This window comes from Candidatus Nitrospira bockiana (assembly GCF_965152565.1).
The window spans coordinates 1,388,935-1,415,544 of record NZ_OZ224215.1 but is presented as its reverse complement, the minus strand read 5'-3'; the positions used below and the strand labels follow the sequence as shown (position 1 = coordinate 1,415,544).

Annotated in this window: 30 protein-coding genes and 1 pseudogene; 1 reads left to right on the top strand and 30 read right to left on the bottom strand. The window is 60.3% G+C overall.

Annotation, left to right across the window (positions count from 1 at the left end):
- Positions 1-32: 32 nt before the first annotated feature.
- Both ACWHYV_RS06985 and ACWHYV_RS06980 read right to left on the bottom strand, forming a co-directional pair.
- Positions 33-1,193: pseudogene (locus tag ACWHYV_RS06985) on the bottom strand (ammonium transporter).
- Positions 1,194-1,420: 227 nt separating this feature from the next.
- A complete protein-coding gene (locus ACWHYV_RS06980) occupies positions 1,421-2,314 on the bottom strand; it encodes a DUF6733 family protein (protein WP_447979934.1) in 894 nt (297 codons plus the stop codon).
- A gap of 435 nt (positions 2,315-2,749) precedes the next feature.
- On the opposite strand from ACWHYV_RS06980, the gene ACWHYV_RS06975 reads away from it, so the two are divergent.
- Complete coding sequence (locus ACWHYV_RS06975) at positions 2,750-3,616, top strand: hypothetical protein (protein ID WP_447979933.1); 867 nt, start codon at positions 2,750-2,752, stop codon at positions 3,614-3,616.
- A 59-nt stretch (positions 3,617-3,675) separates the two neighbouring features.
- Here the strand turns inward: ACWHYV_RS06975 and ACWHYV_RS06970 are convergent, their stop codons facing one another.
- From ACWHYV_RS06970 to rpmD, 28 genes are all read right to left on the bottom strand, one after another.
- Complete coding sequence (locus ACWHYV_RS06970; RefSeq protein ID WP_447979932.1) at positions 3,676-5,451, bottom strand: NAD+ synthase; 1,776 nt, start codon at positions 5,449-5,451, stop codon at positions 3,676-3,678.
- A gap of 290 nt (positions 5,452-5,741) precedes the next feature.
- Positions 5,742-6,998 (bottom strand): GAF domain-containing protein, encoded by a 1,257-nt coding sequence (locus tag ACWHYV_RS06965; RefSeq protein ID WP_447979931.1) that lies wholly within the window; start codon positions 6,996-6,998, stop codon positions 5,742-5,744.
- Positions 6,995-8,152: a 3-dehydroquinate synthase gene (gene aroB, locus ACWHYV_RS06960; protein WP_447979930.1), complete on the bottom strand. Its 1,158-nt coding sequence runs from the start codon at positions 8,150-8,152 to the stop codon at positions 6,995-6,997. Before aroB ends, ACWHYV_RS06965 begins: the two co-directional genes overlap by 4 nt.
- 96 nt (positions 8,153-8,248) lie before the next feature.
- Positions 8,249-9,409, bottom strand: a complete 1,161-nt coding sequence (gene aroC, locus ACWHYV_RS06955; RefSeq protein ID WP_447979929.1) for a chorismate synthase — start codon at positions 9,407-9,409, stop codon at positions 8,249-8,251.
- 10 nt (positions 9,410-9,419) lie between these two features.
- The gene (locus ACWHYV_RS06950) at positions 9,420-11,387 is read right to left on the bottom strand and encodes a type IV pilus secretin PilQ (protein ID WP_447979928.1); all 1,968 of its coding nucleotides are present in this window, start codon (positions 11,385-11,387) and stop codon (positions 9,420-9,422) included.
- A 5-nt stretch (positions 11,388-11,392) separates the two neighbouring features.
- Positions 11,393-11,965 carry a pilus assembly protein PilP gene (locus tag ACWHYV_RS06945; protein WP_447979927.1) on the bottom strand — a complete coding sequence of 191 codons (573 nt, stop codon included), beginning with the start codon at positions 11,963-11,965 and terminating at the stop codon, positions 11,393-11,395.
- Positions 11,966-11,984: 19 nt separating this feature from the next.
- On the bottom strand, positions 11,985-12,614 hold the full coding sequence (locus ACWHYV_RS06940) for a type 4a pilus biogenesis protein PilO (protein ID WP_447979926.1): 630 nt from the start codon (positions 12,612-12,614) through the stop codon (positions 11,985-11,987).
- A gap of 1 nt (position 12,615) precedes the next feature.
- Positions 12,616-13,167 carry a PilN domain-containing protein gene (locus ACWHYV_RS06935; protein WP_447979925.1) on the bottom strand — a complete coding sequence of 184 codons (552 nt, stop codon included), beginning with the start codon at positions 13,165-13,167 and terminating at the stop codon, positions 12,616-12,618.
- Entirely contained in the window at positions 13,164-14,255 is a 1,092-nt protein-coding gene (gene pilM, locus ACWHYV_RS06930) for a type IV pilus assembly protein PilM (protein ID WP_447979924.1), read from the bottom strand. The genes ACWHYV_RS06935 and pilM overlap by 4 nt, the downstream gene beginning before the upstream one ends.
- A 14-nt stretch (positions 14,256-14,269) precedes the next feature.
- Positions 14,270-14,476 carry a MerR family transcriptional regulator gene (locus ACWHYV_RS06925; protein WP_447979923.1) on the bottom strand — a complete coding sequence of 69 codons (207 nt, stop codon included), beginning with the start codon at positions 14,474-14,476 and terminating at the stop codon, positions 14,270-14,272.
- A gap of 165 nt (positions 14,477-14,641) precedes the next feature.
- A complete protein-coding gene (gene rapZ / locus ACWHYV_RS06920; RefSeq protein WP_447979922.1) occupies positions 14,642-15,508 on the bottom strand; it encodes an RNase adapter RapZ in 867 nt (288 codons plus the stop codon).
- Positions 15,509-15,516: 8 nt separating this feature from the next.
- Positions 15,517-16,041, bottom strand: coding sequence for a ribosome hibernation-promoting factor, HPF/YfiA family (gene hpf, locus ACWHYV_RS06915; RefSeq protein WP_447979921.1), 525 nt, complete (start codon positions 16,039-16,041; stop codon positions 15,517-15,519).
- Between the two features lie 105 nt (positions 16,042-16,146).
- Positions 16,147-17,634 carry an RNA polymerase factor sigma-54 gene (rpoN, locus tag ACWHYV_RS06910; protein ID WP_447979920.1) on the bottom strand — a complete coding sequence of 496 codons (1,488 nt, stop codon included), beginning with the start codon at positions 17,632-17,634 and terminating at the stop codon, positions 16,147-16,149.
- Between the two features lie 26 nt (positions 17,635-17,660).
- A complete protein-coding gene (gene lptB, locus ACWHYV_RS06905) occupies positions 17,661-18,449 on the bottom strand; it encodes an LPS export ABC transporter ATP-binding protein (protein WP_447979919.1) in 789 nt (262 codons plus the stop codon).
- Positions 18,449-19,036 (bottom strand): LptA/OstA family protein, encoded by a 588-nt coding sequence (locus ACWHYV_RS06900; protein WP_447979918.1) that lies wholly within the window; start codon positions 19,034-19,036, stop codon positions 18,449-18,451. The genes lptB and ACWHYV_RS06900 overlap by 1 nt, the downstream gene beginning before the upstream one ends.
- Complete coding sequence (gene lptC, locus ACWHYV_RS06895; RefSeq protein ID WP_447979917.1) at positions 19,008-19,568, bottom strand: LPS export ABC transporter periplasmic protein LptC; 561 nt, start codon at positions 19,566-19,568, stop codon at positions 19,008-19,010. The genes ACWHYV_RS06900 and lptC overlap by 29 nt, the downstream gene beginning before the upstream one ends.
- 147 nt (positions 19,569-19,715) lie before the next feature.
- Positions 19,716-20,087, bottom strand: coding sequence for a 50S ribosomal protein L17 (rplQ, locus tag ACWHYV_RS06890; protein WP_447979916.1), 372 nt, complete (start codon positions 20,085-20,087; stop codon positions 19,716-19,718).
- 69 nt (positions 20,088-20,156) lie between these two features.
- Positions 20,157-21,161 carry a DNA-directed RNA polymerase subunit alpha gene (locus ACWHYV_RS06885; protein WP_447979915.1) on the bottom strand — a complete coding sequence of 335 codons (1,005 nt, stop codon included), beginning with the start codon at positions 21,159-21,161 and terminating at the stop codon, positions 20,157-20,159.
- 63 nt (positions 21,162-21,224) lie between these two features.
- Positions 21,225-21,851 carry a 30S ribosomal protein S4 gene (rpsD, locus tag ACWHYV_RS06880; protein ID WP_447979914.1) on the bottom strand — a complete coding sequence of 209 codons (627 nt, stop codon included), beginning with the start codon at positions 21,849-21,851 and terminating at the stop codon, positions 21,225-21,227.
- A gap of 82 nt (positions 21,852-21,933) precedes the next feature.
- Positions 21,934-22,317, bottom strand: a complete 384-nt coding sequence (gene rpsK / locus ACWHYV_RS06875) for a 30S ribosomal protein S11 (RefSeq protein WP_447979913.1) — start codon at positions 22,315-22,317, stop codon at positions 21,934-21,936.
- A 36-nt stretch (positions 22,318-22,353) separates the two neighbouring features.
- A complete protein-coding gene (rpsM, locus tag ACWHYV_RS06870) occupies positions 22,354-22,734 on the bottom strand; it encodes a 30S ribosomal protein S13 (RefSeq protein ID WP_447979912.1) in 381 nt (126 codons plus the stop codon).
- 100 nt (positions 22,735-22,834) lie between these two features.
- Positions 22,835-22,948 (bottom strand): 50S ribosomal protein L36, encoded by a 114-nt coding sequence (gene rpmJ, locus ACWHYV_RS06865; protein WP_447979911.1) that lies wholly within the window; start codon positions 22,946-22,948, stop codon positions 22,835-22,837.
- A 47-nt stretch (positions 22,949-22,995) separates the two neighbouring features.
- Entirely contained in the window at positions 22,996-23,214 is a 219-nt protein-coding gene (infA, locus tag ACWHYV_RS06860; RefSeq protein WP_447979910.1) for a translation initiation factor IF-1, read from the bottom strand.
- A 13-nt stretch (positions 23,215-23,227) separates the two neighbouring features.
- Positions 23,228-23,998 (bottom strand): type I methionyl aminopeptidase, encoded by a 771-nt coding sequence (gene map / locus ACWHYV_RS06855; RefSeq protein WP_447979909.1) that lies wholly within the window; start codon positions 23,996-23,998, stop codon positions 23,228-23,230.
- Entirely contained in the window at positions 23,995-24,651 is a 657-nt protein-coding gene (locus ACWHYV_RS06850) for an adenylate kinase (protein WP_447979908.1), read from the bottom strand. The genes map and ACWHYV_RS06850 overlap by 4 nt, the downstream gene beginning before the upstream one ends.
- Positions 24,652-24,656: 5 nt before the next feature.
- Positions 24,657-25,970, bottom strand: coding sequence for a preprotein translocase subunit SecY (gene secY, locus ACWHYV_RS06845; protein ID WP_447979907.1), 1,314 nt, complete (start codon positions 25,968-25,970; stop codon positions 24,657-24,659).
- Positions 25,963-26,409: a 50S ribosomal protein L15 gene (gene rplO / locus ACWHYV_RS06840; protein ID WP_447979906.1), complete on the bottom strand. Its 447-nt coding sequence runs from the start codon at positions 26,407-26,409 to the stop codon at positions 25,963-25,965. The genes secY and rplO overlap by 8 nt, the downstream gene beginning before the upstream one ends.
- Positions 26,406-26,606, bottom strand: a complete 201-nt coding sequence (rpmD, locus tag ACWHYV_RS06835; RefSeq protein WP_447979905.1) for a 50S ribosomal protein L30 — start codon at positions 26,604-26,606, stop codon at positions 26,406-26,408. The genes rplO and rpmD overlap by 4 nt, the downstream gene beginning before the upstream one ends.
- Positions 26,607-26,610: the final 4 nt, after the last annotated feature.

The following is a 26,610-nucleotide window of genomic DNA, read 5'->3' as shown; positions in this document are numbered from 1 at the left end:
TGAGAGCTGATAGCTGACGGCTGACAGCTTCATTATGAATAGGCGCGTTCGTTATGTTGACTCAAGTCGAGCCCCAAGGCTTCCTCTTCCGGAGAGACCCGTAATCCGGTCATACCGTCCACGAGTTTCAAAATGAGATAGGTGACGACGAAGGCGAACACCGAGACCACCACGACTGACAAGGCCTGTATACCGAGCTGGGCAGGATTTCCGAAGAAGAGGCCATCGGCGCCTGCCGGATTCACGGTTCTGGAGGCGAACAATCCGGTCGCCAGGATCCCGACGATCCCGCCGACGCCATGAATCCCGACCACGTCGAGCGAGTCATCATAGCCGAACTTCCCCTTCCAAACAATGGCGAAGTAGCAGACAATTCCAGCCATCACACCGATCACCGCCGCGGCAAACGGGCCGATATAGCCGGCACCCGGCGTCACCGTCGCCAGCCCGGCGACGGCTCCACTGGCCGCCCCCAGGACGGTCGGTTTGCCACGGTGCATCCATTCGACGCTCATCCAGACGAGCCCGGCTGTCGCGGCGGCCGTGTGCGTGGCGACAAAGGCCCCGACCGCCGTACCGTTCGCCCCCAACGCACTGCCGCCGTTGAACCCGAACCACCCGAACCACAGCAGGCCGGTCCCCAGCAAGACCATCGGCAGATTGTGGGGCGCCATGTAATCCGTCCCATAACCGCGCCGTTTTCCCAGCACGATCGCGCACGCCAACGCACTGATCCCGGAACTAATGTGCACGACCGCGCCCCCGGCAAAATCCAAGGCGCCCAATTTCCCGAGCCATCCCCCTCCCCATATCCAGTGTGCGACGGGGCAATAGACGGCCAGCGACCACAACAACGAAAAGACGAGCAGCGCGCTGAACTTCATCCGCTCGGCGAATGCGCCGGTGATGAGGGCCGGCGTAATGGCGGCGAACATGAGCTGAAAGATCATGAATGCCTGGTGTGGAATCGTGGGCCGTAGGTCGAATGTGGCTCAAACCCGACCCCTTCAATCCCGCCCAATCCAGCCCCCAATCACTCCTCCACATCCGGCCCGAATGCCAAACTATAAGCCGAACAGCACCCATAGCACGCTGATTAGACACAAGATGGCAAAGCTGTGCATGATCGTACCGAGGGCGTTCTTGGTCCGAACCAATCCCCCATAAAACAGAGCCAGCCCCGGGAGGACCATGGCGAGCACCAGGGCGGATGATACGAGCACCCAGGCGGTATCCCCGCTATCAAGCTTGGCCGAGCTCCGAGCAAGCGCGTCCTGCGCCCAAGCCGGCGCTCCCCAGAGCGTGGCGCATGCGGCGACAGGCAGCGACCTTGTCAGGCTTCGATTCCCCATCGTCACGATTTCCTCCTTCGGCACGGGCAAGACTGATCTGGCCCGGGCTCGTCGAACCCGGTCCTACCTTAGAACGTTTTCGTGAACTTCAACTTGTAGAAGTCCTGATTGTCCGTTAAGTCTTTGCCCGTCGTGAAGCGAAAGGCCATGCCGCCGGGAAGCTTGAGCTCGACGTAGGGCCCAATCCACCGGTAATAGTCCTGCTGCGCACCGGGGGCACTGTTGTCTCGTGTGGTCAGCAGGTGCTCATAGTGAGCTCCGACCGAGAACAGGCTGTTGACTCGATACCCTGCATTGACCCAATAGTGCAAGAAATCCCAGGTTCCCCGTCCTCCCGCCTGAGTGGGCCCCAGACAGTTTCCGCCTGCCCCTCCCACAGGAGTGCAGGCAACGGTCCCACTGGGGCTTCCGCCTTCGCTCCGAATCGCCTTGTAGTAGCCCGCGTAGAACTCGCCCTCGAATCGCTCTCCGAGATAGTTCGCCGTGATGTTGGGGACGGCGCCTTCGAACGCCGTGGTTCGCTCATTGACGCTGCCCCCACCGTTGGGGAAAAAGCCGCCGCGAGAGGAGAGGAGCTGCCCGTGTACAAAGCCGATCATGGGTGTGATGGAGACGCGCTTGTCGAGGAACGTGAGGCTGAGCCCGACATCGGTTTCCAACCACGGGTTGTTGTCATGGACACCGATACCCGAAATCATCGTCCAATACGTAACGTTAAAGGCCAAGGCGACGTTCTCGGTTAGACCATACGTCCCGTAGATTTGCGGGTTGAAGCCGAAGAAGCTGTCCGCCTGCACCGCCATGGTGACGGACACCGGATGCTTGGCGGTCTCCAGTAGACTTTCCGTAACCCTCGGCGTCGTGACATCCACCTCCTGCGCACGTGAGGGTGCCCCGAGGCTCAGCGGGCCGAGCACGAGTGTGGACAGCATGAGAAAGGCACACGTCTTTCTTCCTCGCATCGATCATCCTCCTTAGGGGAAGCGGCATGAGACACCGTCGGGTCGAACGGCCCTCTTGGGCGCCATGTTGTGCTTGGTTGATGGCTAGTCCACCAGTCATCCTGTCCAGACTGCCTCGCCCTCTTTCTGCGTATCGCGCCGCACCTTCGAGTGCTTCCGAAGGAGCGCTCGACGGTCCCCATCCCCTAGAAGGCCAAAAAAAAACGCCCTCGGGTCCTGACTGGGACCGGAGGACGTCTTTGTCCTGCGTTCGACTTCGAACTGGAAAGTCCGACTTACCCGGAGACGCCTTTGTCTCCGGAAAGTTTGGCGCTTATACCATCACCTTTGTTAGACTGTCAAGCACCGTCGTTCAGCTCACGAGGGCGGTTTCGTCGTCTCCATGTGATCAAGTGCGAACCTTGGCTGGCGATGAACCAAAGGAAAGATGCGCCTATGAGGAGTCGCTCCGCTCCGTTCTACATCTCGTGTGCGCTTGTGTTGTTGGCGAGCGCACTCCACGAAGCCTGCAATCCTGTGGCAAGTCGCACGCCTCTCGAACGCTCCTCACAGGGAGTCGTCTCCCTCGAACGGCTTTCAACACGGGGAACGACGGCGCGGTTCAGCGGACCGCAGAAGTCCTTTCAGGCGACCCACCCAAGCCATGTGTCGGCCGAAACGATTGCTCGGACGTTGCGCGGGATGCTGATTCAGTCTTCGCCGGAAGGGGCTCGGACTGCAGTGTTCTCGCACGAAGAGATTGAATTCCTCGCTCCACGGATCAGCCGGGCGCTGGCGCAAGCCAAACGGGACGAACGGGTCCGGTTTCACGTCGGCTCCGAGGAAAGCCGCCGCGGGGGCATACTATTCGTCCACCATCCCCTTCTCCAGTTCACCTTGACCGAGTTTGGCCGTGCAGGCGTCACGCCTTACCTGCAAGCAGACCAATACGTCCTGTCGTTTCATCCGCCGGAAGCGCGACGCGCCCTCGACACTCGTCAGTCTTGGATGATCCTGGAACCGGATTTCCCCATGCTCGCGATCGACTATGAGCTTCTTGGAGGAATTCCCGATTCTCACTTCGTGGAGGCCCCTCGCACTGATTCATCATCCGAGCCGCCGGCCCCCGTGAATCGAACGGGCCCGCCGGCCGCCGGCCCTACGCAACGAGAGCCGAAGACAGGAGAAGGACGGGAGAAGGACGACGAGATTCAGTCCCTGAAAGAGCTGGTGATCAAACAGGCCACAGAGCTAGAGCGCCTGAAAGAGGAAGTCCGCTCGCTCCGGCAAGGCACGCAACGATCGGATGACAGCCGTCGATAAGCCAGTTCCTTGCGACGTGCGCTCGATTCATGAGCGCGGCGGGTCACCGTCGTTTCGCGTCACAGGTTACGGTACCCGTTCGTGATCGGCATCCTCCGATCCTTCCCAAAGGCCCGATGCGTAATCTTGATGCCAATCGGGGCTTGCCGACGTTTGTACTCGCTGCGATCGACCATGCCGATGACGCGTTCGACGGTCTTTTTCTCGAACCCCATCGCGACGATTTCCTCCGGTGACCGGTCCTCCTCGACGTAGGCCTTGAGGATCGGGTCCAGGACCTCGTAGGGCGGCAGCGTGTCTTGGTCGGTCTGGTCGGCTTTCAATTCGGCCGACGGCGGACGGTCGAGAATGCGCTTGGGGATCACGGGCTGCGGGCCGGCCGCATTCCGCATGCGGGCCAGCTCGTACACCATCGTTTTCGGCACGTCTTTGATTACCGCAAAGCCGCCCGCCATATCGCCGTAGAGCGTGGCGTAGCCGACGCTCATCTCGCTCTTGTTCCCGGTCGTCAGCACGAGATGCCCGAACTTGTTCGACAGCGCCATGAGCAGATTGCCGCGCACACGGGCTTGGAGGTTCTCTTCGGTCGTGTCGGGCGCCGTGCCGTGGAGGGTCGGCTCCAGGGCCCGCAGGTAGGACTTGAAGACGGTGGTGATCGGGATCGTCTTCAGACGGACGCCGATCCGCTGAGCGAGATCGGCGGCGTCCTCCCGGCTTTCCCGAGAGGTGTAAGGAGAAGGCATGAAGACGCACAGGACGTTTTCCGCCCCGAGGGCGTCGCACGCGATCACGGCGGTCAAGGCGGAATCAATCCCTCCGCTGAGCCCGATGACCGCACGCTTGAAGCCGTTCTTCCGCACGTAGTCCCGAACCCCGGTGACCAGCGCTCGATAGACCTCTTGCAAGGGATCGAGTGGAGCAGCCGTCGACGGCACGAGGCGCGGGCGAGACCGAGACGGCGGGTTGTCGCCGGCGCTCACACGGATCACGGCGGCAGCCGCCTTGCGCGACCAGTGCCGCCCCGCCTGCCCGATTCGTCCGCGGGCCACGGTAGCCGGGTTCAGGTCCGCCACCAGCAAGTCTTCTTCGAAGGCCTTGCCGCGGATCAGCACCTCTCCCGTCGCATCAACGATCAGGCTGTTCCCATCAAAGACCAGCTCGTCCTGCCCCCCGACCGTATTCGTATAGGTCACGATGACCCCGTTGTCACGGGCACGCGTCGCCAGCATCTGCTCGCGATACCGGCTCTTACCGACGTGGAACGGCGAGGCGTTGATGTTCACGATGATCTCCGCCCCGGCGGCCGCCTGTGCACGCGTCGGCCCCTCCGGCAGCCAGATATCCTCGCAGATGTTCACGCCCAAGCACGTCCCGTTCAACGTGACGACCGGAACCCGATCGCCTGAGTGGAAGTACCGGCTCTCATCGAACACGCCGTAGTTCGGCAGGAACCATTTGCAGTAGGAGATCACGAGCTGCCGATCAGCGATCACCGCCGCGGCGTTGTACAAATCGTGCCGGCCGGCCGGGACGACCATCGGATGATCCGGGCTCGCCTTGGACGGCCCGCCCTGGGCCACGTAGCCCACGACCGAGGTCAAGCCCCGGCACTGCCGCCGCACTTCGTCCAGCGCACGCAGATTGTCTTCCACGAACCGCGGCTTCAGCAGCAGGTCCTCAGGCGGATAGCCGGTAATGGCCAGCTCCGGAAAGGCGACGAGGTCGGCTTTGGCCTTGCGCGCCTCTCGCATCCAGCCGACGATCTTGCGGACATTGCCGTCCACATCGCCCACCGTCGGATTGATCTGCGCCATGGCTAGGCGAAAGAGACGCATAGAGTCGTTGAGCCCATTTGGTTCGTTGGTCCGTTGGTCCGTTCAGCCCGTTGAAACGGAATGAACGGAGCTCACTGACCCAACTGAACTCACGCCTTTAGCCAAAAAAAAAGCCCTCGGCCCCACAATTGGGCCCCGAGGACGTCGTTGTCCTTGTCTTTGCCGGCTGAGAACGCCCGGCGTCAAGTTCGCTCCATCAAGACGTCGTTGCCTTGGGAGATGTGGCAACCTTCTAGCCTCCGCCCGGGCAGTCTGTCAACCCTTGGTCAAGCGACGAATCGTTGAGCCGGTCATTGGACCCGGGCGTTGATTTCACCGGCCAGGAGGATGGCCTCGGCGATTTCCCGCATCGACTTCCGTAAGTCCATGCTCTGCCGCTGGATCAGGCGGAAGGCTTCCTCTTCCGAGAGCTTCTTCGTGCGCATCAGGTATCCTTTGGCCTGTTCCACCACCTTTCGCACCGCCAGCGCTTCCTGCATCTCGAACGACTTCTCGATCAAGGTGGCATGCTCGATCGCGATCGCCGCTTGATTGGCGATCGCCTGCATGAGCTTGACCTCTTCGGCGGTGAAGGCATGCGGGAGAGAGGTATAGCTGTTGATGACCCCGACCGCTTTGTCGCGGATCATCATCGGGACGGAGAGCAGCGAGCAGAGGCCTTCCTTCTTGGCGATGTCGGGGTACATGTAGTTCGGCTCACGGGTGACGTCGTGGACGATGATCGGCCGGCGCTCTTGTACCGCCCGCCCGCTGATGCTCTCCCCGACCTTCAAGTTCGGCTTCAAGCGGTACTGCTCGCTCAAGCTCTGGGTTGCGACGATGCGGAGCTCGCCCGACGCCTGATCCAGCAACATGATCGAACAGATCTTCGAGCTCATCATCTGCGCGGTCATCGTGACGATCAAGTGCATGACGTCCTCGATGACCCGGTTCGACACGACGGTTTCCGAGACCTGCGACAGGGTCTCGAGTTGCAGCGCCTTCCGGCGCATCTCTTCATAGAGGCGCGCGTTCTCGATCGCCCCGCCGACCTGATTCGCGATCGTCGTCAAAAGCGCCAGCTCATCGGAGCGATAGCGGCGCGGCCGTTTGTGCTGGACATTGATCACGCCGACGACCTCTTTCTTGGCCATGATCGGGACGGAGACGAACGCCTGGTATCGGTCTTCCGGAAGATTGTGAAAAAACTTGAACCGAGGATCGTCGCTCGCATTGCTGCTGATCACGACCCTCGTGCGCTCGCGCGCGACCCACCCGGTGATGCCCTCGCCGAGACCGATCGTGATGCGGCCGATCAACTTGGGATGCGGGTTCTTGGACGCCCGCAGAATCAGCTCCTCCCGGCTGCCGGAGAGCAGATAAATCAGACATGCGTCGGCCTTCGTGACCTCCGTCACGATGTCGACGATGTGCGAGAGGATGATTTCAAGGTCCAGGGTGCTGCTGATCGAATCGCTGATCTTGTGCAGCACCTCGACCTCGCGGGATTTTTCCCGCAAGGCCCGCTCGAGTGAAGAGACCGATTGACTCGTCCGCTCGCCGCTCATTCCCCTCTCCCGCTTACCGGACGCACCGCTCGCGTTCGAGACGACGTCGCGGTCCGCTCCGGTCGGCGTCCCGCGAACCAGCGGCGGCACGCTTCCCGTTCCAACGGCACGATGCAGACTTCACCAATCCGCTGGGGCACGACGCAATAGACCCGGCCTTGCGCGACCTTCTTGTCGTGCTGCATCGCCCGCCACAACTGCGGAAAGCCGATCTTCGGCAGCTCGGTTGGGAGGCCGGCACGGCCGACGAGCTCCCGCTGCCGTAGGACGACGTTACGCGAGCAATAGCCCAACGCGGCGGCGAGCCCGGCTTCCTGCACCATCCCGATGCCCACCGCCTCACCATGGATCAAATGCCGATAGCCGCCGAGGGCCTCGAGAGCATGCCCGATCGTATGGCCGTAGTTGAGCGTCCGCCGGCGGTCCGACTCCCGTTCATCTTCCATGACGATGGCCGCTTTGATCTCGCACGATCGGGTGACGACGCGGACGATCGCCTCTTCGTCCATCTTCAGGAGCGCCTCCATTTGTTCCTCCAGGTAGGCGAAGAATCGCTCATCGGCGATCACGCCGTACTTGATCACCTCCGCGAGCCCGGCCACCCACTCGCGGCGGGGGAGAGTCTGAAGCGTCCGGACATCGATCAGGACCAGCCGAGGCTGGTGGAAGGCGCCGATCAAATTCTTCCCGAGCGGGTGATTGACGCCGGTTTTTCCACCGACGCTCGAATCGACCTGGGCGATCAGGGTCGTGGGGACTTGGATGAAGGCGATGCCCCGAAGGTAGACCGCGGCGGCAAATCCGGCGAGGTCCCCGATCACCCCACCGCCCAAGGCGACCAGGGCAGCCCCGCGCTCGAAGCGTGCGGCGACCAGCTCGTCCAGGATGCAAGCGAGCGCTCGGAGCGTCTTCGTCCGTTCGCCGGGCGGCAGAATGATGAGACGGACCTGGTAACCCGACCGCTTCAGCGCGCGGAGCACCGGCTTGGCGTAGAGACCTGCCACGGTGGCATCGGCGACCACGGCGACTTGGGGGCTGCGGACCACGCCGCTCAAGCACGTCCCGATGCGATCGAGCAGGCCGCTCCCTACCAAGATGTCATAGCTTCGCTCGCCCAGGGAGACCTTGACCTGTTGCAAAACCGAATGCGTCATGGAGCGGCGCCGCCCGCGGCACGATCGTCCGGACCGGGTGGGATCAATCTGGATTGGAGCTGGAAATGCGGGATGGTATCACATGAAGGCGGAAAACTAAAAGGCTTTCACGTACGCCTGATACGCCTCGTAATTGCGCTTCATCTCCTCCAGACTATCTCCGCCGAATTTTTCGATCATGGCGTTCGCCATTTCATAGGCGACGACGGCTTCTCCCACGACTCCGGCCGCCGGGACGGTACAGATGTCCGATCGCTCCACCGTGGCGTCGAACGGCTGCTTGGTTTCGATATCCACGCTCTTCTTCGGGCTGTACAAGGTCGAGATGGGTTTCATCGCGACGCGCAACACGATGGGCTCGCCGTTGGTGATCCCTCCCTCCAGGCCGCCGGCATTGTTCGTCTTCCGCACAAATCGTTTGGCCGCTTCATCATAATAGATCTCGTCGTGGACCTCCGAGCCCCATCGCCGGGCCGCCTCGAACCCCATCCCGATCTCCACGCCCTTCATGGCCTGGATGCTCATCGCCGCCATGGCAAGCCGGGCGCTCAGACGCCGATCCCACTGACTGTAGCTCCCGAGCCCGATGGGCGCGCCCAGGACGACGACCTCGAACACGCCGCCCAGCGTATCCCCCCGGTGCTTGGCCATTCGAATCCGCTCGATCATCTGCGCCCCGACAGCCTCGTCGGGGCACCGCACGTCCGATCCTTCGGCCCGCTCGTAGGCGATGAGGGGATCATCGACGGGTTTGGCCGTCACTCCGCCGATTTCCGTGGTGTAGCTGACGATCCGTATCCCGAATGGGACGAGGAGGGCTTTGGCGACCGCGCCCACCGCCACACGAATGGCGGTCTCCCGGGCGCTGGCCTTTTCGAGGACGTTCCGGATGTCCCGGTGCCCGTATTTGATGGCCCCGACGAGATCGGCGTGGCCGGGACGGGGGCGCGTCACCACCTTCTCGGTCGGTGTCGGCCCCGGCTCAGGCGCCATGACCTCTTTCCAGTTCTCCCAGTCCTTGTTCGCGATGAGCAGACCGATGGGATTCCCGAGCGTCTTCCCCTTCCGCACACCACAGGCGAATTCGACGCGGTCCTCTTCCACGCGCATGCGCCCGCCTCGGCCATAGCCTTTCTGGCGGCGGGCCAAATCGTGATTGACGAAATCAGCGGTGAGGGGAAGTCCGGCCGGGACGCCTTCGAGAACTGCGAGGAGGTACTTGCCGTGAGACTCGCCTCCGTTCAGGTACCGGAGCATAATCCTTGGGTCATGATGTCGACTTCATGATCGTCGGCGTGAGGAAAATCAACAGCTCTTGTTTCGCGACCGTTTCGCTCTTGTTCTTGAAAAGCCAGCCAAGCACCGGAATGCGTGAGAGATAGGGAACACCCGCCACGTTGTTGCGTTGGTCGTCGACGAAGATCCCGCCGATCACCATGGTCTCGCCGTCCCGAACCAGCACCTGCGTGGTGGCCTCCCGCTTGTCGATGCTCGGGCCGGCCGGGTTGCTGCGGGCGCCGACCGAGTTTCTCGTCGCCCGGATCTTCATCAACACCTGCTTCCCCACTTCTTTGGGGTCCCGGGAGGTGATCTGCGGGGTCACCTGCAATTCAAGATTCGCATCCACGAACGTCGTCTGCGTGCCTTGTAACGACGTCGTCTGGAAGGGGATCGACTCGCCCTGGGCGATCTTGGCTTCCCGCTTGTCGACGGTCATGATCTTAGGAGCGGCGATAACCTTTGTCAAGCCGAGGAGTTCGCCGGCCGACAGGCGAAGATCCAAGGTGAACCCATCCCGCGTCCCGATTTTGCCGAACGTGAATCCAGCGGCCGGAATGCTGCTCAAGCCGGTGACGGCGGCAGGCAAATTCACCAGGAAGTTTCGGGTAATCGTCCCTTTGGTATCCGTTTGCTGCTCGGAAAACCCGCCCGTCGGATTGCCGACGAAACTCGTGCCTTGCCCATTGTTGGAGCCGGCCGAATTGGCAATGCCCCACTGCACGCCGAGCGAGCGCGAGTAGGAGGTATCCGCCTGCACGATCCGAGCTTCGATCTGAACTTGAGGCACTTCCAGGTCGAGACTGCGCACGAGCTCGGCGAACGCGGCAACACGGGATTCCGTATCCTGGATCACGAGCGCGTTGCTGCCGACGTTGATCGTCAATTGTCCTCGCGGGCTTAGATATTGCCGGAGCGTCGTCTGCAACTCTTGGGCTGTGAGATTCTGCACGTAAATGATCCGGGTGACGAGGTCTTCGGCTTTGACGCGCGACTCTTTGGCCTTGGCTTCCTCTTCCTGTTGCCGCGCAATATTCGCCAGCGTATCGATCCAGACGATGTTACCCTCACGAATCATCCCGAGATTGTTCATCTTGAGCAGCATGTCGAGCGCCTGGTCCCACGGCACCCCCACGAGCTTCATCGTCACCTTCGATTTGACGCCCTCACCGACGACGATGTTGAACCCGCTGACCTCCGCGATGAGCCGCAGCACATTGCTGATGTCGGCCGCCTGGAAATCGAGCGAAATGCGGCGCCCCGCGTAGCGCTTCTGTCCGAATTCCTCGAAGTTCGGATCCTTGGCGTCCGGCGCCATCTGTGCGAACGCCGGCCGAGATGCGATCATGGCCAACCGTTCCGGGAAGGGCACCCGAGCCCCGGACGACACCCGAACGACCGGCCGATCGTGCTCAACCGCCTTGTCGGACCGGGCGTTGATCGGGCGCGGCCTCGTAGCCGGGGTAGGAGCCGGCTTGACGTGGACGGCGATCCGATTTCCTTCGGCATTCACCGCATAGTCGATCGGTGCCGCCAGGTCGAGAACCACCCGGACCTTCTTCGCATGTTGCCCGACCCGGATCTGCTTGACCAGCTCGTGATCCACCCGAACCGTCGACGCGTCGAGGGACGAGGCGAGATCGGGGACATCCACCACCAAGCGTCCTTCGCCCATGCGAACTACTTCGGACTTGACGTCGCCGTCTGCGATAAGGATCACGGTCAGCTCATGCTCATGTTTCTGGACGTCGATCTTCGTCAGGCTCTTCCCAAGGGTCAAAAGCGTGGACGGCACAACCGCCCCTTCTCCCTGGATCGGCAACGGGGCAGAAGGGGTGAGGAGATCGGCTTCGCTCCCCGGCCCTTCATCGGCAGGAGCCCCGCTCACCACGGGAGCCCCTGTCACGAGCCCGTGAACGCCAAGCAACAACAGCAGGAGAGTGATTGATCGACGCATCGCGTTCATTCTGTGCCCTCTTTTGCATGCAGGAGTTTCACGTACTCGCGCACCTGCTTATTGCCGTACACATCCGTGAACCGCTCGTGGACCACGATCGCATTCTCGGTAATCGAGCTCACCACGCCGTTGTTCGGGCCGATCCGCGTGCCGGGCCTCAGCGTGTACCCTCGACCGTCCGGCGCCTGAACCATCGCGCTGTAGCCGAACCCGCCCCAAATGATTCCAATCAGATTCAACTCCGTCAGGGACAGGCGCTGCAGCGGTGGGATACTGAGGTCCTCGTTGCTGTCCCCCCGCCCATCTTTGAGGATGGCGGCAAACGGATCGCGCCGGCCGGACGGGTTGTACGTGTACTCGTTGGCGGGGATCGCCGAGGAGCCATCTGAGACACGAGACCCGATCGGCGCCGGATCACCCGCTGGCGGCGTTCCCACAGGCGCCATCCCCGGAATCGACGCCGGCTGAGGATTGACGGCGGCCAGATCGGCCGCGAAGCTGGGCGTGCATGCGAGCACGATCAGGAACATTCCGAAGGCCGCCCCCCACCACTGTGTTCCACCATCATGCTTCAGCATACCTCGCTCGCCTCCCGCCCTATTTCCTTACCGCAGCCTCGGCCGGCTGGGCCGGAGCAGGCGCCGCCTGAGGCGGCGCGACGAACGCCGTGAGCTCGAACGCCGTCTGGATGAGGACGCGGTCCTGTTCGACCTTCGAAGACCCCATCCGCACATCCGACACGTTGATGATGCGGGGCAGCTTGTTGATCCGATCGAAGAAGACACCCGCGGTATGATAGGCCCCCGTGACCTCGACGCTCACCGGCATCCGTACGAACAACTTGGAAGGATCCTCGGTCTGATTCCCCGGCTTCCACAGCTTGATGTCGAGGCCCAACCGAACCCCGAGATCCGACAACTGCTTCAAGAGCATCACCGCCTCTTCCTCGGGTGGCAACCGCTCCTTTTTCTTCTCCAGCTCCTTCTCCAGTTCCTGGTTCGCGGCCAACAGCGCGTCCAGGTGCTGCACTTTGATCGTCGTCGCTTGAATCTCGGTGTCGAGCTTGGCGATGTTTTCTTGCATGGCCGTGAGCACGTCGTACTTCGGCATGACCACATAGTAATAGTAGAGGGCGCTGATCGCGGCCAGCACCACGCCCAGCAACGCGACCTTCTTCGCGAAGGAAATTTTGCGGAGGAGCTCGAGGTCGAGTTTAGGGGAGGTCACATCACACCTTCATCGCAAGGTTGAGCTTGAACTGATAGACGTTGAGCTTCGCCTCGGTGCCTGAGCGCGTCTCGACCAGACGGATCGTAGAGAAATAGTCGGACCGGCGCAGATTGTTCACGAACTCCACGACGTCATCGTTCGTCAACGCCTTCCCTTCGACTTCCACCATGTTGCCCTTGATGGTCATGCGCACGAGCCAGATATTCAGCGGCTCGAGACTCTGGCTGACATAGTCGAGGACACGGACCGGGCCCGCTCGGGATTTCTCCAGCTCGTCGATGATGCGATTCTTGTCTTCCAGCAGTTTTTTCTTTTGCTCGAAGTCTTGGACCTGTTTCACCTTTTCCTTGAGCAGGGCGAGCTGTTTTTCCTTGTCCTGTTTCTCGATCTGCTTGGTCGCAATCTCGTCTTCGAGCAATTCGCCGTAGAAGAACCACGCCCCGACGACGAGGATCACGACGGCAAGAGCGCTGAAGACTTCCAGGCGGACGTCCCATTGTCGCTTGCCGCCCTTGGTACGCGGAGCCGGAAGGAGGTTGATTCTGATCATCGGTCACCAATGGTGCGAAGGGCCAAGCCGACGCCGACCGCGGCTAGAGGCCCAAGTTCGGACAAGGTCTCCTCGTCCAGCCCGGCCCCGCTCGTGTCAATATTTCGGAAAGGGTTGGCGAGCTCGACGGGGACGCCCATGCGCTCGCTCAACTGACTCGCAAGGCCGGTGACCTTCGCGCAGCCGCCGGACAACATGATCCTCGAGAGGTCACCGCCGACCACCGTGGTTTTGAAGTAATCGATCGACTTCGCGATCTCGGACCCGATTTCCGCGTTGACCCCTTCCAGGATCGTCGTCAGCGTGTCCGGATCGGCCACGTTCGACTGGCCGCTTTTCTTGATCGATTCGGCTTCTTCGAACGACACCCCCAGCTCTCGCTGGATCGCCTCCGAGTAGCCGCTGCCGCCGACGGCGATGTCACGGGTGAAGAGCGACATGCCGCCCTTCAAGATATTGATATTCATCACGCTCGCGCCGATGTTGACGAGAGCGACCACATCGTCGGGTTGGGCGTCATAGTTGAGGCAATACATGTTTTCGACGGCAAAAGCATCGACGTCCAGCACGCTCGGCGTCAAACCGGCCCCGCGTACCACTTCGGTCAGCTCGTTGATCTTGTCTTTTTTTGCCGCGACCAGTAGTACGGCCATCTGCGGCTGTCCATCGTCCGCCTGCTCATTGGCGCTCAGGACATGGAAGTCCAGGTTCACTTCGTTCAGGTCAAAGGGGATGTACTGCTCGGCGGCCAGCTTGACCTCATTCTCCAACTCGTCGTCCCCCATGGGCGGGAGGGTAATCTTCTTCACGATTACCGAATGCCCCGAGACCGAGATGGCAACCTGTCTCAGCTTGGTGTTCGTCTCACTCACGAGCTCTTTGATCGCCGTGACGACACGGCCCGCATCCATGACGGTGCCGTCGACGATGACTTCCGGCTCCAAGGGTTTCAATGCAAATTTCTGGAGGCTGTACTTCCCCTTGACCTCCTTCATTTGCACGAGCTTGATGGCGCTCGAGCCGATGTCGAGCCCGACCAGCTGTCGATTGCGCCCCAACAGAGCCCCGAGAGCCAGATCCAACTTCATGGCCTATCCTTCACTTAATGTGTCCCGTTCTTTCCACGGATAATCTGCGTGATTTCTTTGATGTTCTGTGCGGTGTAGATCCGCCAATTCCGCCAGTCCCGCGGTGGCCCGGAGATGAGGCCCTCACGCTCCCAACGGAACAGCGTGGCCCGGGAAACGTTGAAGAGCTTGCACACTTCATAGGTCTTGTAGCGCTTCTTCGTGTCGTCTGGGGTCTTCACATTCATGACTTATAAGTTATTGAAATTGCGCGCGTTTCAGACCTGAGACTAAGTATAGTCAATATATTAGAGCTGTCAAGTTGGGCAGGATTCTTGCGGAGTTCGGGGACCGGTCAGGCTCTGCGATCAAGAAGGGACTGTACGCAGGCGTGCACCAGCAGTCGATTACGAGCGGTGCAAATCGCGATGCCGCACTGCCACGTCGTGTCCCATCGCCGAGAAGGTCTGCTTGAGGAACGTCGCGACGGACACCGAACGGTGCCGACCACCGGTGCAGCCGATTGCGATGGTGAGATAGCTCCGACGCTCACGCTCGTACAGCGGCAAGAGGAATCGAAACAACGACTCGAGATGATCGAGCAATGACTTGGTGTTGGGATCATCCATGACGTAGGACTGAACGCGCGGGTCTTCGCCGGTCAGCGGCTTCAGGTCGAGGACGAAATTGGGATTGTGCAAGAACCGCACATCGAACAGCAAATCGATGTCGTACGGTACGCCGTACTTGAACCCGAATGTCAGCAGCGAAATCGTGAGCCGATAGCCCTGCTCTTGTTCGACATAGTGGCGGGCGAGCAGGTCTTTCAATTCATGGACGGTGATGTCCGACGTGTCGAGGATTTGGTCGGCCCGCTGCCGCAACTCGGTGAGTCGCTCGCGCTCGAGCCGGACCCCCTCGAGCACCGGAGCATGGGGCAGCAGAGGATGCGGCCGTCGGGACTCCGAGAAGCGCCGAACCAAAATTTCATCGCGTGCCTCCAAAAACAGGAGCTCGACCGAATAGCCTTCGGATTTGAGCGCTTCCAGGTTCCGAAAGAAGTCGGAGAGGAAGCCGCGCTCACGGATGTCCATTCCGAGCGCGACATGTTGAACGTCCTTCCCCCGCTGCAGACACAACTCCGCGAACTTCGGCAGCAGTGCGGGAGGGAGATTATCGACGCAGAAGAAGCCGAGGTCTTCAAAGCACTTGATGGCGTGGGTCTTACCGGACCCGGAAAGACCGCTGATGATGACCAGCCGGAGCGATTGCATACTCGTCGTCAGGACGCCTGCGGCTCGATCAATTGGAGCACGCCTCGTTCACTACGGCGCAAGATACGAACCTCATCGCTCAGACGATCCTTGAAAACGAGCCAATCCAAGGACTCACGATCCAGCCTGTCCACCGCCTGCGCCACCGTGAGCGCATGGAGCGGCGTGCGGACCGTCTCGATCTCGGGCGCCGGCGTCTCCACTTTGGGCGCTTTCGTCAGCGCACGAGCACGCACCGGGCGAGGTTTGTGATCGGTTCGCTTTTCCTTCCGCTTCACGAGCTGACGGCTCACTTTGTCGAATAACTGATCAATGGAGGCGTACATCTCGGTCGTCGAAGTCTTACCTTGGATGACCGCACCATTGACCGGGGCGATCACCTCCGCCGTGTGCCGATATTTTTCGACGTTCAAGATGACCTGCACCCCACCCATCTTGACGCCATAGCGCTCCAGGCGCTTCAAACGCGTCTCGACGTACCGCCGCAATGCGGAAGTCACCTCGATATGCCGCCCTGTGATCATCACCTGCATCAACTTCACCTCTTGAGAGCAATGGCTTGGGTCGCGACCATTCCACTGCGGATGGGACGGTCGCACGGTTGACAGAGAGGAGTTACGCGCGTTCGCATCGGCGGCCTAGAAGAACCGCTTGCGCTGGCTGGCCGAGGGAATGTTGACTTCCGATCGATATTTCGCGACGGTGCGGCGGGCGATCAGGATGTTCTGGCTTTTCAAACGCGCCGCGATTTCCTGGTCTTTCAACGGATGCTGCGCGTCCTCCTCAGCCACCATCTTGCGAATCATCTCCCGCACGGTCACCGATGACAGCTCGTCCTGGCTGTGATCGGCGCGCTGTATCCCGGTATTGAAGAAGTATTTCAGCTCCAGGATGCCTTGGGGGCAATACATGTACTTGTTCGCCGTGACGCGGCTGATCGTCGATTCATGCAAGCCGATGTCTTCGGCCACTTGCTTCAAGACCAACGGCTTCAAATATTGCACGCCCTTTTCGAAGAACTCCTCCTGGAACTTGATGATGCTGCCGACCACCTTGATGATCGTCTTGTTTCGCTGCTCGATACTGCGGATGATCCACTGGGCGCCCCGAAGCTTCTCTTCCAGGTACGCCTTCGTGGCATCCGACGGATTCTTTCCCGATCCCATCAATTGCTTGTAATACGGACTGATGCGGAGCCTCGGCATGCCGTCGTCGTTCAAGAGCACCACCCATTCCCCTTCATTCTTGACGACAAACACGTCGGGAACGATCACGTAGTTGTCCGCCTGGTAGTACGGGCGTCCGGGCTTCGGCTCGAGCGCCTCGAGGATCTTGGCCGCAGCGAACACCTCTTCGGGTGTGGCGTTGAGCGCTTTTGCAATGCGGGCGTAATGCTTCTTCTCGAGGTCTTTCAGATGATGCTTGATGATGCCTTCGACCAATGACCCCTTGAGTCGAATCCGGCGCCCGTCCACGATCCCGATGGTGCGGTCGAGCGACCCCAATTGGATGAGCAGGCACTCTTCGAGATCGCGCGCCCCGACACCAGGGGGGTCGAACGTCTGAATATGGCTCAGGACCGACTCCACACGCTCGGGCGTGACGCCGGCTTCAGCGGCGATCTCCTGGATCGGCGTCCGCAAGTATCCGTCGTCATCGATGTTTCCGATGAGCAGCCGTCCGATCGCTTTATCGGCATCACCGAGGCCGGAGAGACCCAACTGCCACAGCAGATGATCCTCGAGGCTTTGGGCTTTTACCACGGTCTGATCATAAGAGGGGAAGTCGTCCTGCGACGACGAGGGGTATTCGGTATCCCCCACTCGGCGATCGCTGTCGAAGTAATCCTCCCAACTGCTCGGCGACAACTCCTCGGCCGTTTCGCGCTCGGCGGTCGCCGCCTCTTCGGCTTCGCTTGCCGGAGCTTCAGGCTTGTCCTGGTTCCACTCCTCACCCGCCTCGTCGGCGTCCGGGGCCATCTCGTCGAGCAGCGGGTTTTCCATCAAATGCTGCGTCAGCGTCTGCTGCAACTCCAAGCGCGAGAGTTGCAGCAGCTTGATCGCTTGCTGCAACTGCGGCGTCATGATCAGTTTTTGGCTGAGACGAAGATCCAGTCGCAGTTTCATACCGTCCTCTTCGCACGACTACGCGGTTACAGCCGGAAGCGTTCTCCCAGATAGATGGCTCTCGCGGTGGAACTGTTCACGATTTGGTCCGGCGTTCCCGTCTCCAGAATGCCGCCTTCATTGATGATGTAGGCACGGTCCGTGATCGATAACGTCTCCTGGACATTGTGGTCGGTGATCAAGATTCCGATCTGCTTGCTCTTGAGACGCGTCACGATGTGTTGAATATCTCCTACGGCGATGGGATCGATACCGGCGAACGGTTCGTCGAGCAGGAGAAAGCTTGGCTTGATCACGAGCGCGCGCGTGATCTCCAGCCGCCGCCGTTCGCCGCCCGACAGCGCATATGCCTTGCTCTTTCGCAAGGCCGTCAAATCCAACTCGTTCAGTAACATGTCCAGACGTGCGGAGCGCTCCTGGGCGGAAAGACCGAGGGTTTCCAAGATCGCCAGGATGTTTTCCTCGACCGACAGCCGCCGGAACACGGACGACTCCTGCGGCAGATAGCCGATACCGCGTCGTGCCCGCTTGTACATGGGCAGATCGGTGATCGATTCCCCGTTCAGAAGAATCTCTCCGGCATCCGGCTGGCAGAGGCCGACCATCATGTCGAAGATCGTCGTCTTGCCGGCCCCGTTCGGGCCGAGCAGGCCGACCACTTCGCCGGCCCCCACGTTCACGCTCACACCCTTGACGACTTCCCGCCCCTTGAAACTCTTGCGGAGACCACGGGCTTCGAGCCGGGCGTATTTCGGCTGCGCCGCTGTTCTCTCTACAGCCGCAGGAACGGTCTTGGCCGTTTCGCACGTTTGCATCAACGCGACCCTCCGCTCTCCTGCTCGATCGAGACGCGTGAGCCGCCTTCTACGACGCTCCGGTCCTCGGTCAAATACATGGTGATCTTCTGTCCGGTCACTCGGGTGCCCTTCTGCCACGCGACCGGGTCGCCAGTCAGTACAATCTTGTCTTCAGCCCCATCATACACCGCCTTCCGGCACGTGGCATGGCCGTCCGCTTTGATGATCTTGACCAACTTTCCGGTGGCCTCAATCATACTGACGGCGCGGTTCGACATGACGGGGAGATCCGATCTCGCCGCCCCGGACTTCTCGCGACCGTTCTCCGACACCTTCCCATTGCCCTCCGGCTGGTCCGCGGCTTTGAACGTGACGACCATGTGATCTGAGTGTACGATGAGTGCGCCCTTCGTCAAGACCACATCACCTTCGAAAATCGCCTTGTTCTCTTGATTCTTGACCGTCATACGTTGGGAGGTGATCGTCGTCCGCGAGTCATCGGGACTCGAAGCCTTAGCGGGCGGCATGTCGGCCGAGACGACTGCAGCCGTGTACGTCAGCCAGGCGGCCAAGAAGCTACTGGACAATTTCGACGTGGACATCATCCAAGATCCGAAACTCCTCAGAGGCTAACTTTCCAATCAAGCCCCGGCCCTTGACCTCCATGCCGTCTCCGACAATCCGCACCGGATCCTCGGTTCTCACCTCGCCGCGGTCGTCGGTCCAAGTGAGGTGATTGGTATAGATGATATACCCATTTTGCAAACGGACCGCGATCGGCCCCTCTCGTTGAACCAGCGTAAAGTTCTTGTTCGCCGTATCGATCGTGCCCTCATCGCCCTTGAGCTTGAGCTCCCATCCGTGTTGCCCGTACAGCGTCACCTCGACATCCTCCAACAGAGCCCGATGCTCGGCTTCAATCATGCGCGCGCGCTGAGCTTGCACATGCCACTGCACCGTCCCCGCTTTCGCTTGGGTGAACGAGAACCGCTCGATGCCGGCATCTTCATGCGCGAGGGTGCCCGTCGTGACCGGCGGAGGCACTGATTCCGTTCGGGTGATGAGAACATACACGAGGGAGACGGCCAACACACCGCTGAGAACCAGAAGGATCTTTCTGGCCCAGGAACGCCACATCAACCTTCTCAATCAAATGCTTAGAGAGACTTCGCCAGGCATGATACTAGCATAGGGATAGTGTGCTGTAAACAAAGGTCGTTGAGCCGGATGGCTCAACGACCAGCAAGGTTGTACAGAGGAGAAAAAGGAGAGCGGTCGGAGCGATCAAGCCTGTGCGGCTGAAGGAGCGGCTTTCTTATCGGCGGCAGGGGACTGCGTCGTTTTCTCAGCCTCCGAGCCTTTCACGACGAGTTCGATCGCGACCATGTCGGCGGCATCCCCCAGGCGCCGCCGCGTCTTGATGATGCGGGTGTAACCGCCGTTGCGATCTCTGAATCGACCGGCGACGTCGGCGAACAATTTCGACACGACCGCCTTGTTCTTCAGGAAGCCCAAGGCCCGGCGACGGGCCGAGAGGTCCCCTTCCTTGCCGAGCGTGATCATCCGGTCGGTAAAGCCACGCACCTCTTTGGCCTTGGCCTCGGTCGTCTCGATGCGCTCATGTTCAAGCAGCAACGTGACGAGGTTTCGGAACAAAGCCCGCCGATGTTTAGTGTCACGACCGAGTTGTCGTCCTTTTTCTCGATGCCGCACGGTAGTCCCTCGCTATCCTTCCGATTTGCCCGTTCCTTGCCCCGCTGAAATGGAGTCCAGCTTCATCCCCAATCCCAGGCCCATCTCGGACAAGATTTCCTTGATCTCATTCAAGGACTTCTTCCCGAAATTCTTGGTCTTCAACATTTCCATCTCGGTTTTCTGCACGAGATCGGCGATCGTTTTGATGTTCGCGTTCTTCAAGCAGTTCGCGGCGCGGACCGACAACTCGAGCTCATTCACACTGCGGAAAAGATTCTTGTTGATCGCACCCTGCTCTTCCTCTTTCCGTTGATCGGTCTTTGTTTCGCCGGCGCTCTCCGGATGAATGAAGATGTCCAGATGCTCGCGAAGGATACTGGCCGCCTCGGACAACGCATCCCGCGGCGTCAGACTACCGTCGGTCCAGACCTCGATCGTCAGCTTGTCGTAGTCCGTCATCCGGCCGACCCGGGCGTTTTCTACCTGAAAGTTGACGCGCTTGACCGGTGAAAAAATGGAATCGACAGCCAGGACGCCGATCGGGAGGCCTTCCTCCTTGTTCCGTTCGGCCGGAACGTACCCGCGGCCGGGCTTGACGACCATTTCCATATCGAGGGTCGCTTCCTTGTCCAACGTGGCGATATGGAGATCCGGATTGAGGACGGTAATGTCCGCGTCATGAATGACGTCCGATCCTTTGGCTTCACCCGGCCCCTTTTTCCGGAGACGGATGGTCTTGGCCTTATCCGTGTGCAGCTTGAACCGTAAGCTCTTCACGTTGAGGATAATGCCCGTCACATCTTCGGTCACCCCCGGGATCGTTGAAAATTCATGCAGGACACCTTCGATCCGGACGGTGGTCACCGATGCGCCCGTCAACGACGAGAGCAGAACACGACGCAGGGAATTCCCGATGGTCGTCCCAAATCCGCGCTCGAACGCTTCCGCGGTAAACTTGCCATAGACCGGAGACAGCGTGTCCTTGTCGACCTCCACCCGCATGGGGATCTGGAAGTCTTTCATGCCCTTGATCATAATCCCCCCTTCGCCTCAGTCACTGCTCATGCTCGAGCGCCGCCTCGAGGAGCGATCAGACCGCTATCTCGAATAGAGCTCGACCACCATCTGCTCGTTGACCGGGAGCGCAATGTCGTCCTTGGTGGGAATTCCTCGCACCGCCCCTTTGAAGGCCCCCTTGTCGAGCTCGAGCCAATTTGGAATCCCACGCCCATCCACCGCATCCAGCGCAGCCTGAATCGGCACGAGCGATCGGCTACGCTCGCGGACTTCGATGACGTCGTTGGGCTTGACCAAGGCGGCGGGAACGTCCACTTTTCGTCCGTTCAACAGGATATGTCCATGGTTGATCAACTGACGGGCTTCTTTCCTCGATGCCGCGAAGCCGAGGCGATAGACGACGTTGTCGAGCCGGCATTCGAGCAACTTCAGCAGGTGTTCCCCGGTCACGCCGGGTTTTCGTTCGGCCCGCGAGAAGAGACCTCGGAATTGGCGCTCTTGCAAGCCATAGATCCGTTTGAGCTTCTGTTTCTCTCGAAGCTGTGCGCTGTATTCGGACAGACGCTGTCTTCCCTGTCCATGCTGACCGGGAGGGTAGCTGCGGCGTTCGACTGCGCACTTTTCCGTCATGCAGCGAGAGCCTTTCAAGAACAGTTTGACGCCTTCCCGCCGACACAACCGGCACACTGGTCCTCGATACTTTGCCACTGACTCCTCCTTCGTCGTCAATCGCTATTCGTTACGCGTCCGGCTCCCGTTTCTATGCGATTAACGAGTAACGGTTACCCTCTTAGACTCTCCTGCGTTTGGGCGGCCGGCATCCGTTATGCGGGATCGGCGTCACGTCACGGATTAAGTTGATCCGCAGACCCGCGCTCTGGAGCGACCGAATCGCCGACTCCCGACCGGACCCGGGCCCATTGACATACACATCGACTTGGCGCATCCCGTGTTCCATGGCTTTTCTCGCAGCGGCTTCCCCCGCACGCTGCGCCGCAAACGGCGTGCTCTTGCGCGACCCCTTGAACCCTTGATTGCCGGCGCTCGCCCACACCACCGAATTGCCGCTCATGTCGGTGATGGTCACGATCGTGTTGTTGAACGACGCCTGAATATGCGCAATCCCGCTCTGGACGAGCTTGCGCTCTTTCTTCTTCCCCTTCTTGACGCTCATGATCGAATCCTTTTCGTTTCCGTATGGTGCGGGGTCTTACGCGCCGGCCGGCTTCCTCGCCTTACCCATGGACGCTCGCTTGCCCTTTCGTGTCCGGGCATTGGTCTTGGTCCGCTGTCCTCGGACCGGCAAGCCCCGCCGATGGCGTAATCCGCGATAGGTGCCGATGTCCACCAGTCGCTTGATGTTCATCGTCACTTCCTTGCGAAGATCGCCTTCGACCTCATGATCCCGGTCGATGATTTCGCGCAGCTTGACGATTTGGTCCTCGCTCAAGTCCTTGACCCGAATCGACGCGTCCACGCCGGCCTTTTTGAGAATCTGTGCCGCCGTCGCCCGTCCAATGCCATAGATGTAGGTGAGCCCGACATCCACCCGCTTGTCCCTCGGCAAATCTACCCCCGCGATACGAGCCATACGTCCTCCCCCGGATCCCGCTAGTCGCCCTCCGCTCGTGTGATGCCCGCGCCTTGCTCACGGCGCGGGGACCACCACGAACGTCCAACAATGCTTGCTGTCAGCCTTGCCGTTGCTTATGGCGAGGGTTGTCGCATAGGACCCGGACGACACCACGACGCCGCACGACCTTACACTTTGAGCAAATTGGCTTGACCGATGATTTGACCTTCATAACTCCTCAGCTCCGACGCGCCGGATGTCGGACGATCCTCGTCCGGTTTACTTGAACCGATAGGTGATCCGTCCCCGCGTCAGATCATAGGGAGACAGCTCGACCGTGACCTTATCCCCGGGCAGGATGCGAATAAAATGCATTCGCATCTTACCAGAAATGTGCGCCAGAATTTTGTGGCCATTGTCCAACTGCACGCGGAACATCGCGTTTGGAAGCGTTTCGGCCACCGTCCCTTGAACTTCTATGACGTCTTCTTTTGCCATGACGACGAACCGATTAACACGTGGCGATCAGTTCAGGGACCTGACTTAAAATTCGGGGCGGCCCGTCCGCTTGGATGGCGATGGTATGCTCAAAGTGCGCCGACAGGCTGCCGTCCGCTGTGACGGCCGTCCAGCGATCGGCAAGCACGCGGACCTCGCTACGCCCCATATTCACCATGGGTTCAAGTGCCAGCACCATTCCCTCCTGAAGCCGAGGTCCCTGACCGGGTCGCCCATAGTTCGGCACCTGCGGCTCTTCGTGGAGTTGCCGACCGATTCCGTGCCCGACAAAATCTGTGACAACGGAGAAGCCCGCCGCTTCGACCCGCTGTTGGATCGCGTGCGAGATGTCGGAGAGCCGGTTCCCGACGACCGCCTTGGCAATGCCGGCATACAATGACTCCTCCGTGACACGCAGGAGCTCGGCGACACGGGGGCTGATCTGCCCGATGGGGACGGTGACGGCGGAATCCCCGTAGAAACCATCGACGATCGCGCCAAGATCCAGACCGACGATATCCCCCTCCTTCAACGCCCGTTTCGACGGAATGCCGTGGACCACCTGGTCATTGACCGAGACACAGAGCGTCTTCGGGTACTCCCGATAGCCCTTGAAGGCGGGAATCCCGCCATGAGAGCGGATGTACTCTTCGGCGAGCCGGTCCAGTTCGTTCGTCGTGATGCCCGGACGTATTTCGCGCCGCAAGAGGACCAGTGTTTCCGCCACCAGGCGTGAGGCCCGGGCCATGATTTCGATCTCCTCTGGGGTCTTCAAGACGATCATGCCAAGCCTTGCGCCTGGAAAAGAGCGCGCAGTCGCTCTTGAACTTGTTCAATAGAGCCTACACCATCGAGCTCGGAAAGAAGCCCCCGCCGGCCGTAATATTCGATCAAGGGCGCCGTCTGCTGATCATACACCGAGAGTCGCGCCTCGACGGTATCCCGTCGGTCGTCGCTACGTTGTACCAACGTGCCACCGCAGCGGTCGCACAGACCATCCTGTTTGGGCGGCGCGAATTCCATGTGAAAGGCAGCCTGACACATCGAGCAACTCCGCCGACCGGTCAGCCGCCGAACGATTTCCTCGCGCGGCACCCGAACGTTGATCACCCGGTCCAGCCGATGTCCCTTCTCCTGGAGGATCTTGTCCAACTCTTCCGCCTGCGCCACCGTTCTGGGAAAGCCGTCGAGCACGAACCCCTTCGCGGACCCTGGCTCGTCCAGCTTCTCATGGACAAGACCGATGACCACGGGGTCAGGGACGAGTTGCCCTCGGTCCATGAACGCCTTCGCCTCCCGGCCCAGCGGGGTTTGCCTTCTGACCGCCTCTCGGAGTATGTCACCGGTGGAAATCTTAGGGTACCCGAGCGTGGAGGACAAGCGATCCGCCTGCGTGCCCTTCCCGACGCCGGGAGCCCCGAGTAAGACGATCCGCACCACCGTCACCCGCTTCGTCCCTTGAGTCGGCCTTTCGCGAGGAAGCCTTCATAATTCCGCATTAGCATATGGGATTCGATTTGCTGTGCGGTGTCCAAGCCGACGCCGATGACGATGAGCAATGAAGTCCCGCCGAAATAGAACGGGACGTTCAGCTTGTAGATGAGCAATTCAGGAATGACACAGACGATCGCCAAATAGACGGCTCCAACCAGCGTGATCCGGGTCAGCACCTTGTAGATGTAGTCCGATGTCCGCTGTCCCGGCCGGATTCCAGGAATGAACCCGCCGTATTTTTTCATGTTATCCGCCATGTCGACCGGGTTCAAGACGACCGCCGTATAGAAGAAGCAAAAGAAAATAATCAGCCCGACATACATGAGCGTGTAGAGAACCGAACCCGGAGCTAGCTGTGCCCCGATCGACTGCACCCACGGCACCTGAATGAAGCCGGCGATTGTCGCGGGGAACGCGATGATCGAGGAGGCGAAGATCGGCGGGATGACGCCCGCTGTGTTGATCTTCAACGGAATGTGGGTGCTTTGCCCGCCATAGACCCTTCGGCCGATGACCCGTTTGGCGTATTGGACCGGAATTTTTCGCCGACCGCTTTCCAAGAAGACGATCGCGGCCACGACCCCGAGCATCACCACCGCCAGGCTGACCAGCAGGAAGAAGCTGAGTTGGCCGACCTGATACAGATCGTACGTCTGAGCCACCGCGGCCGGGAGACGGGCCACGATGCCGGCAAAAATGATCAACGAAATACCGTTCCCGATTCCCCGCTCGGTGATCTGCTCACCCAGCCACATGAGAAAGGCGGTGCCCGCCGTCAGGGTGATGACCGTCATGAGCCGGAACCCCCACCCCGGCGTCAGGACGAAGGCGCCTTGGTTCATTCCCTCGAGACCAATCGCGATCCCGAACCCCTGGATCAGGGCGATGCCAATCGTGCCGTACCGCGTATACTGAATGATCTTTTTCCGGCCGCGCTCCCCTTCTTTCGCGAGCTTCGAAAGGTGCGGGATCACGACCGTCAGCAACTGGAGAATGATCGACGCGCTGATGTACGGCATGATGCCGAGCGCGAAGATCGTGAGCCGGGACAAGGCTCCGCCTGAGAAGATGTCCAAGAATCCGAGAAGCGCCCCCCCCTCTTTCTGAAGGAACTTCGCCAGTTCGTCGTTGTTGATGCCCGGCGTGGGAACGTGAGCGCCGACCCGATACACCGCGAGCATCAGCAGCGTGAACAGGATGCGGATGCGCAGCTCCGGAATCTTGAAGATGTTCTGGAAGCTGGTGACGAGACGTTCAAACACCGGGGATAACCTCGGCCCGCCCGCCGGCAGCCCGAATCTTTTCCTCCGCTGACTTGCTGAATTTGTGCGCTTGAATGATCATCGGCCTCGTTACGTCGCCGACGCCGAGAATCTTGACCGGGAGCCTCGTCCTCTTGATGACTCGGGCATCGACCAGCACCTGAGGCGTAATTTCATTCACATCCAGCTTGGCCAGCGACTTTAAATTGACGACGTTGTAGTGCGTTCGAAACGGATTGGAAAAGCCATACTTCGGGACTCGCCGCACCAAGGGCATCTGACCGCCTTCAAACCCTGGGCGCTTGCCCCCACCGGAGCGTGCCAGCAATCCCTTATGGCCTTTGGTCGCGGTCTTGCCGTGACCGGAGCCCGGCCCTCGTCCAATTCGTTTGCGCTTACGATGCGACCCAGGAGCAGGAGTCAAATCATGAAGCTTCATAGGACCTTCACTTCCAGTAAGTAGCCGACCTTTTCGATCATGCCTCTGACCTGAGAGGTGTTCGGACGCGTGACGGCATCATGCAGTTTACGCAACCCCAGACCGCGGAGCACCAGGCGATGCTTGTACGGCGTCCCGATCGGGCTTCGCTTCAAGCTGATGGACAAGGTTTCCTGATCAGATGCCGAACTTCTCATCTGC

Excerpts from the sequence above, each read along its gene's own strand:
- ACWHYV_RS06980 (WP_447979934.1), bottom strand. The coding sequence starts at position 2,314 with ATGCGAGGAAGAAAGACGTGTGCCTTTCTCATGCTGTCCACACTCGTG.
- ACWHYV_RS06975 (WP_447979933.1), top strand. The coding sequence starts at position 2,750 with ATGAGGAGTCGCTCCGCTCCGTTCTACATCTCGTGTGCGCTTGTGTTG.
- ACWHYV_RS06970 (WP_447979932.1), bottom strand. The coding sequence starts at position 5,451 with ATGCGTCTCTTTCGCCTAGCCATGGCGCAGATCAATCCGACGGTGGGC.
- ACWHYV_RS06965 (WP_447979931.1), bottom strand. The coding sequence starts at position 6,998 with ATGAGCGGCGAGCGGACGAGTCAATCGGTCTCTTCACTCGAGCGGGCC.
- aroB (WP_447979930.1), bottom strand. The coding sequence starts at position 8,152 with ATGACGCATTCGGTTTTGCAACAGGTCAAGGTCTCCCTGGGCGAGCGA.
- aroC (WP_447979929.1), bottom strand. The coding sequence starts at position 9,409 with ATGCTCCGGTACCTGAACGGAGGCGAGTCTCACGGCAAGTACCTCCTC.
- ACWHYV_RS06950 (WP_447979928.1), bottom strand. The coding sequence starts at position 11,387 with ATGCGTCGATCAATCACTCTCCTGCTGTTGTTGCTTGGCGTTCACGGG.
- ACWHYV_RS06945 (WP_447979927.1), bottom strand. The coding sequence starts at position 11,965 with ATGCTGAAGCATGATGGTGGAACACAGTGGTGGGGGGCGGCCTTCGGA.
- ACWHYV_RS06935 (WP_447979925.1), bottom strand. The coding sequence starts at position 13,167 with ATGATCAGAATCAACCTCCTTCCGGCTCCGCGTACCAAGGGCGGCAAG.
- pilM (WP_447979924.1), bottom strand. The coding sequence starts at position 14,255 with ATGAAGTTGGATCTGGCTCTCGGGGCTCTGTTGGGGCGCAATCGACAG.
- rapZ (WP_447979922.1), bottom strand. The coding sequence starts at position 15,508 with ATGCAATCGCTCCGGCTGGTCATCATCAGCGGTCTTTCCGGGTCCGGT.
- hpf (WP_447979921.1), bottom strand. The coding sequence starts at position 16,041 with ATGCAGGTGATGATCACAGGGCGGCATATCGAGGTGACTTCCGCATTG.
- rpoN (WP_447979920.1), bottom strand. The coding sequence starts at position 17,634 with ATGAAACTGCGACTGGATCTTCGTCTCAGCCAAAAACTGATCATGACG.
- lptB (WP_447979919.1), bottom strand. The coding sequence starts at position 18,449 with ATGCAAACGTGCGAAACGGCCAAGACCGTTCCTGCGGCTGTAGAGAGA.
- ACWHYV_RS06900 (WP_447979918.1), bottom strand. The coding sequence starts at position 19,036 with ATGATGTCCACGTCGAAATTGTCCAGTAGCTTCTTGGCCGCCTGGCTG.
- lptC (WP_447979917.1), bottom strand. The coding sequence starts at position 19,568 with ATGTGGCGTTCCTGGGCCAGAAAGATCCTTCTGGTTCTCAGCGGTGTG.
- ACWHYV_RS06885 (WP_447979915.1), bottom strand. The coding sequence starts at position 21,161 with ATGATCAAGGGCATGAAAGACTTCCAGATCCCCATGCGGGTGGAGGTC.
- rpsK (WP_447979913.1), bottom strand. The coding sequence starts at position 22,317 with ATGAGCGTCAAGAAGGGGAAGAAGAAAGAGCGCAAGCTCGTCCAGAGC.
- rpsM (WP_447979912.1), bottom strand. The coding sequence starts at position 22,734 with ATGGCTCGTATCGCGGGGGTAGATTTGCCGAGGGACAAGCGGGTGGAT.
- rpmJ (WP_447979911.1), bottom strand. The coding sequence starts at position 22,948 with ATGAAGGTCAAATCATCGGTCAAGCCAATTTGCTCAAAGTGTAAGGTC.
- infA (WP_447979910.1), bottom strand. The coding sequence starts at position 23,214 with ATGGCAAAAGAAGACGTCATAGAAGTTCAAGGGACGGTGGCCGAAACG.
- map (WP_447979909.1), bottom strand. The coding sequence starts at position 23,998 with ATGATCGTCTTGAAGACCCCAGAGGAGATCGAAATCATGGCCCGGGCC.
- rplO (WP_447979906.1), bottom strand. The coding sequence starts at position 26,409 with ATGAAGCTTCATGATTTGACTCCTGCTCCTGGGTCGCATCGTAAGCGC.
- rpmD (WP_447979905.1), bottom strand. The coding sequence starts at position 26,606 with ATGAGAAGTTCGGCATCTGATCAGGAAACCTTGTCCATCAGCTTGAAG.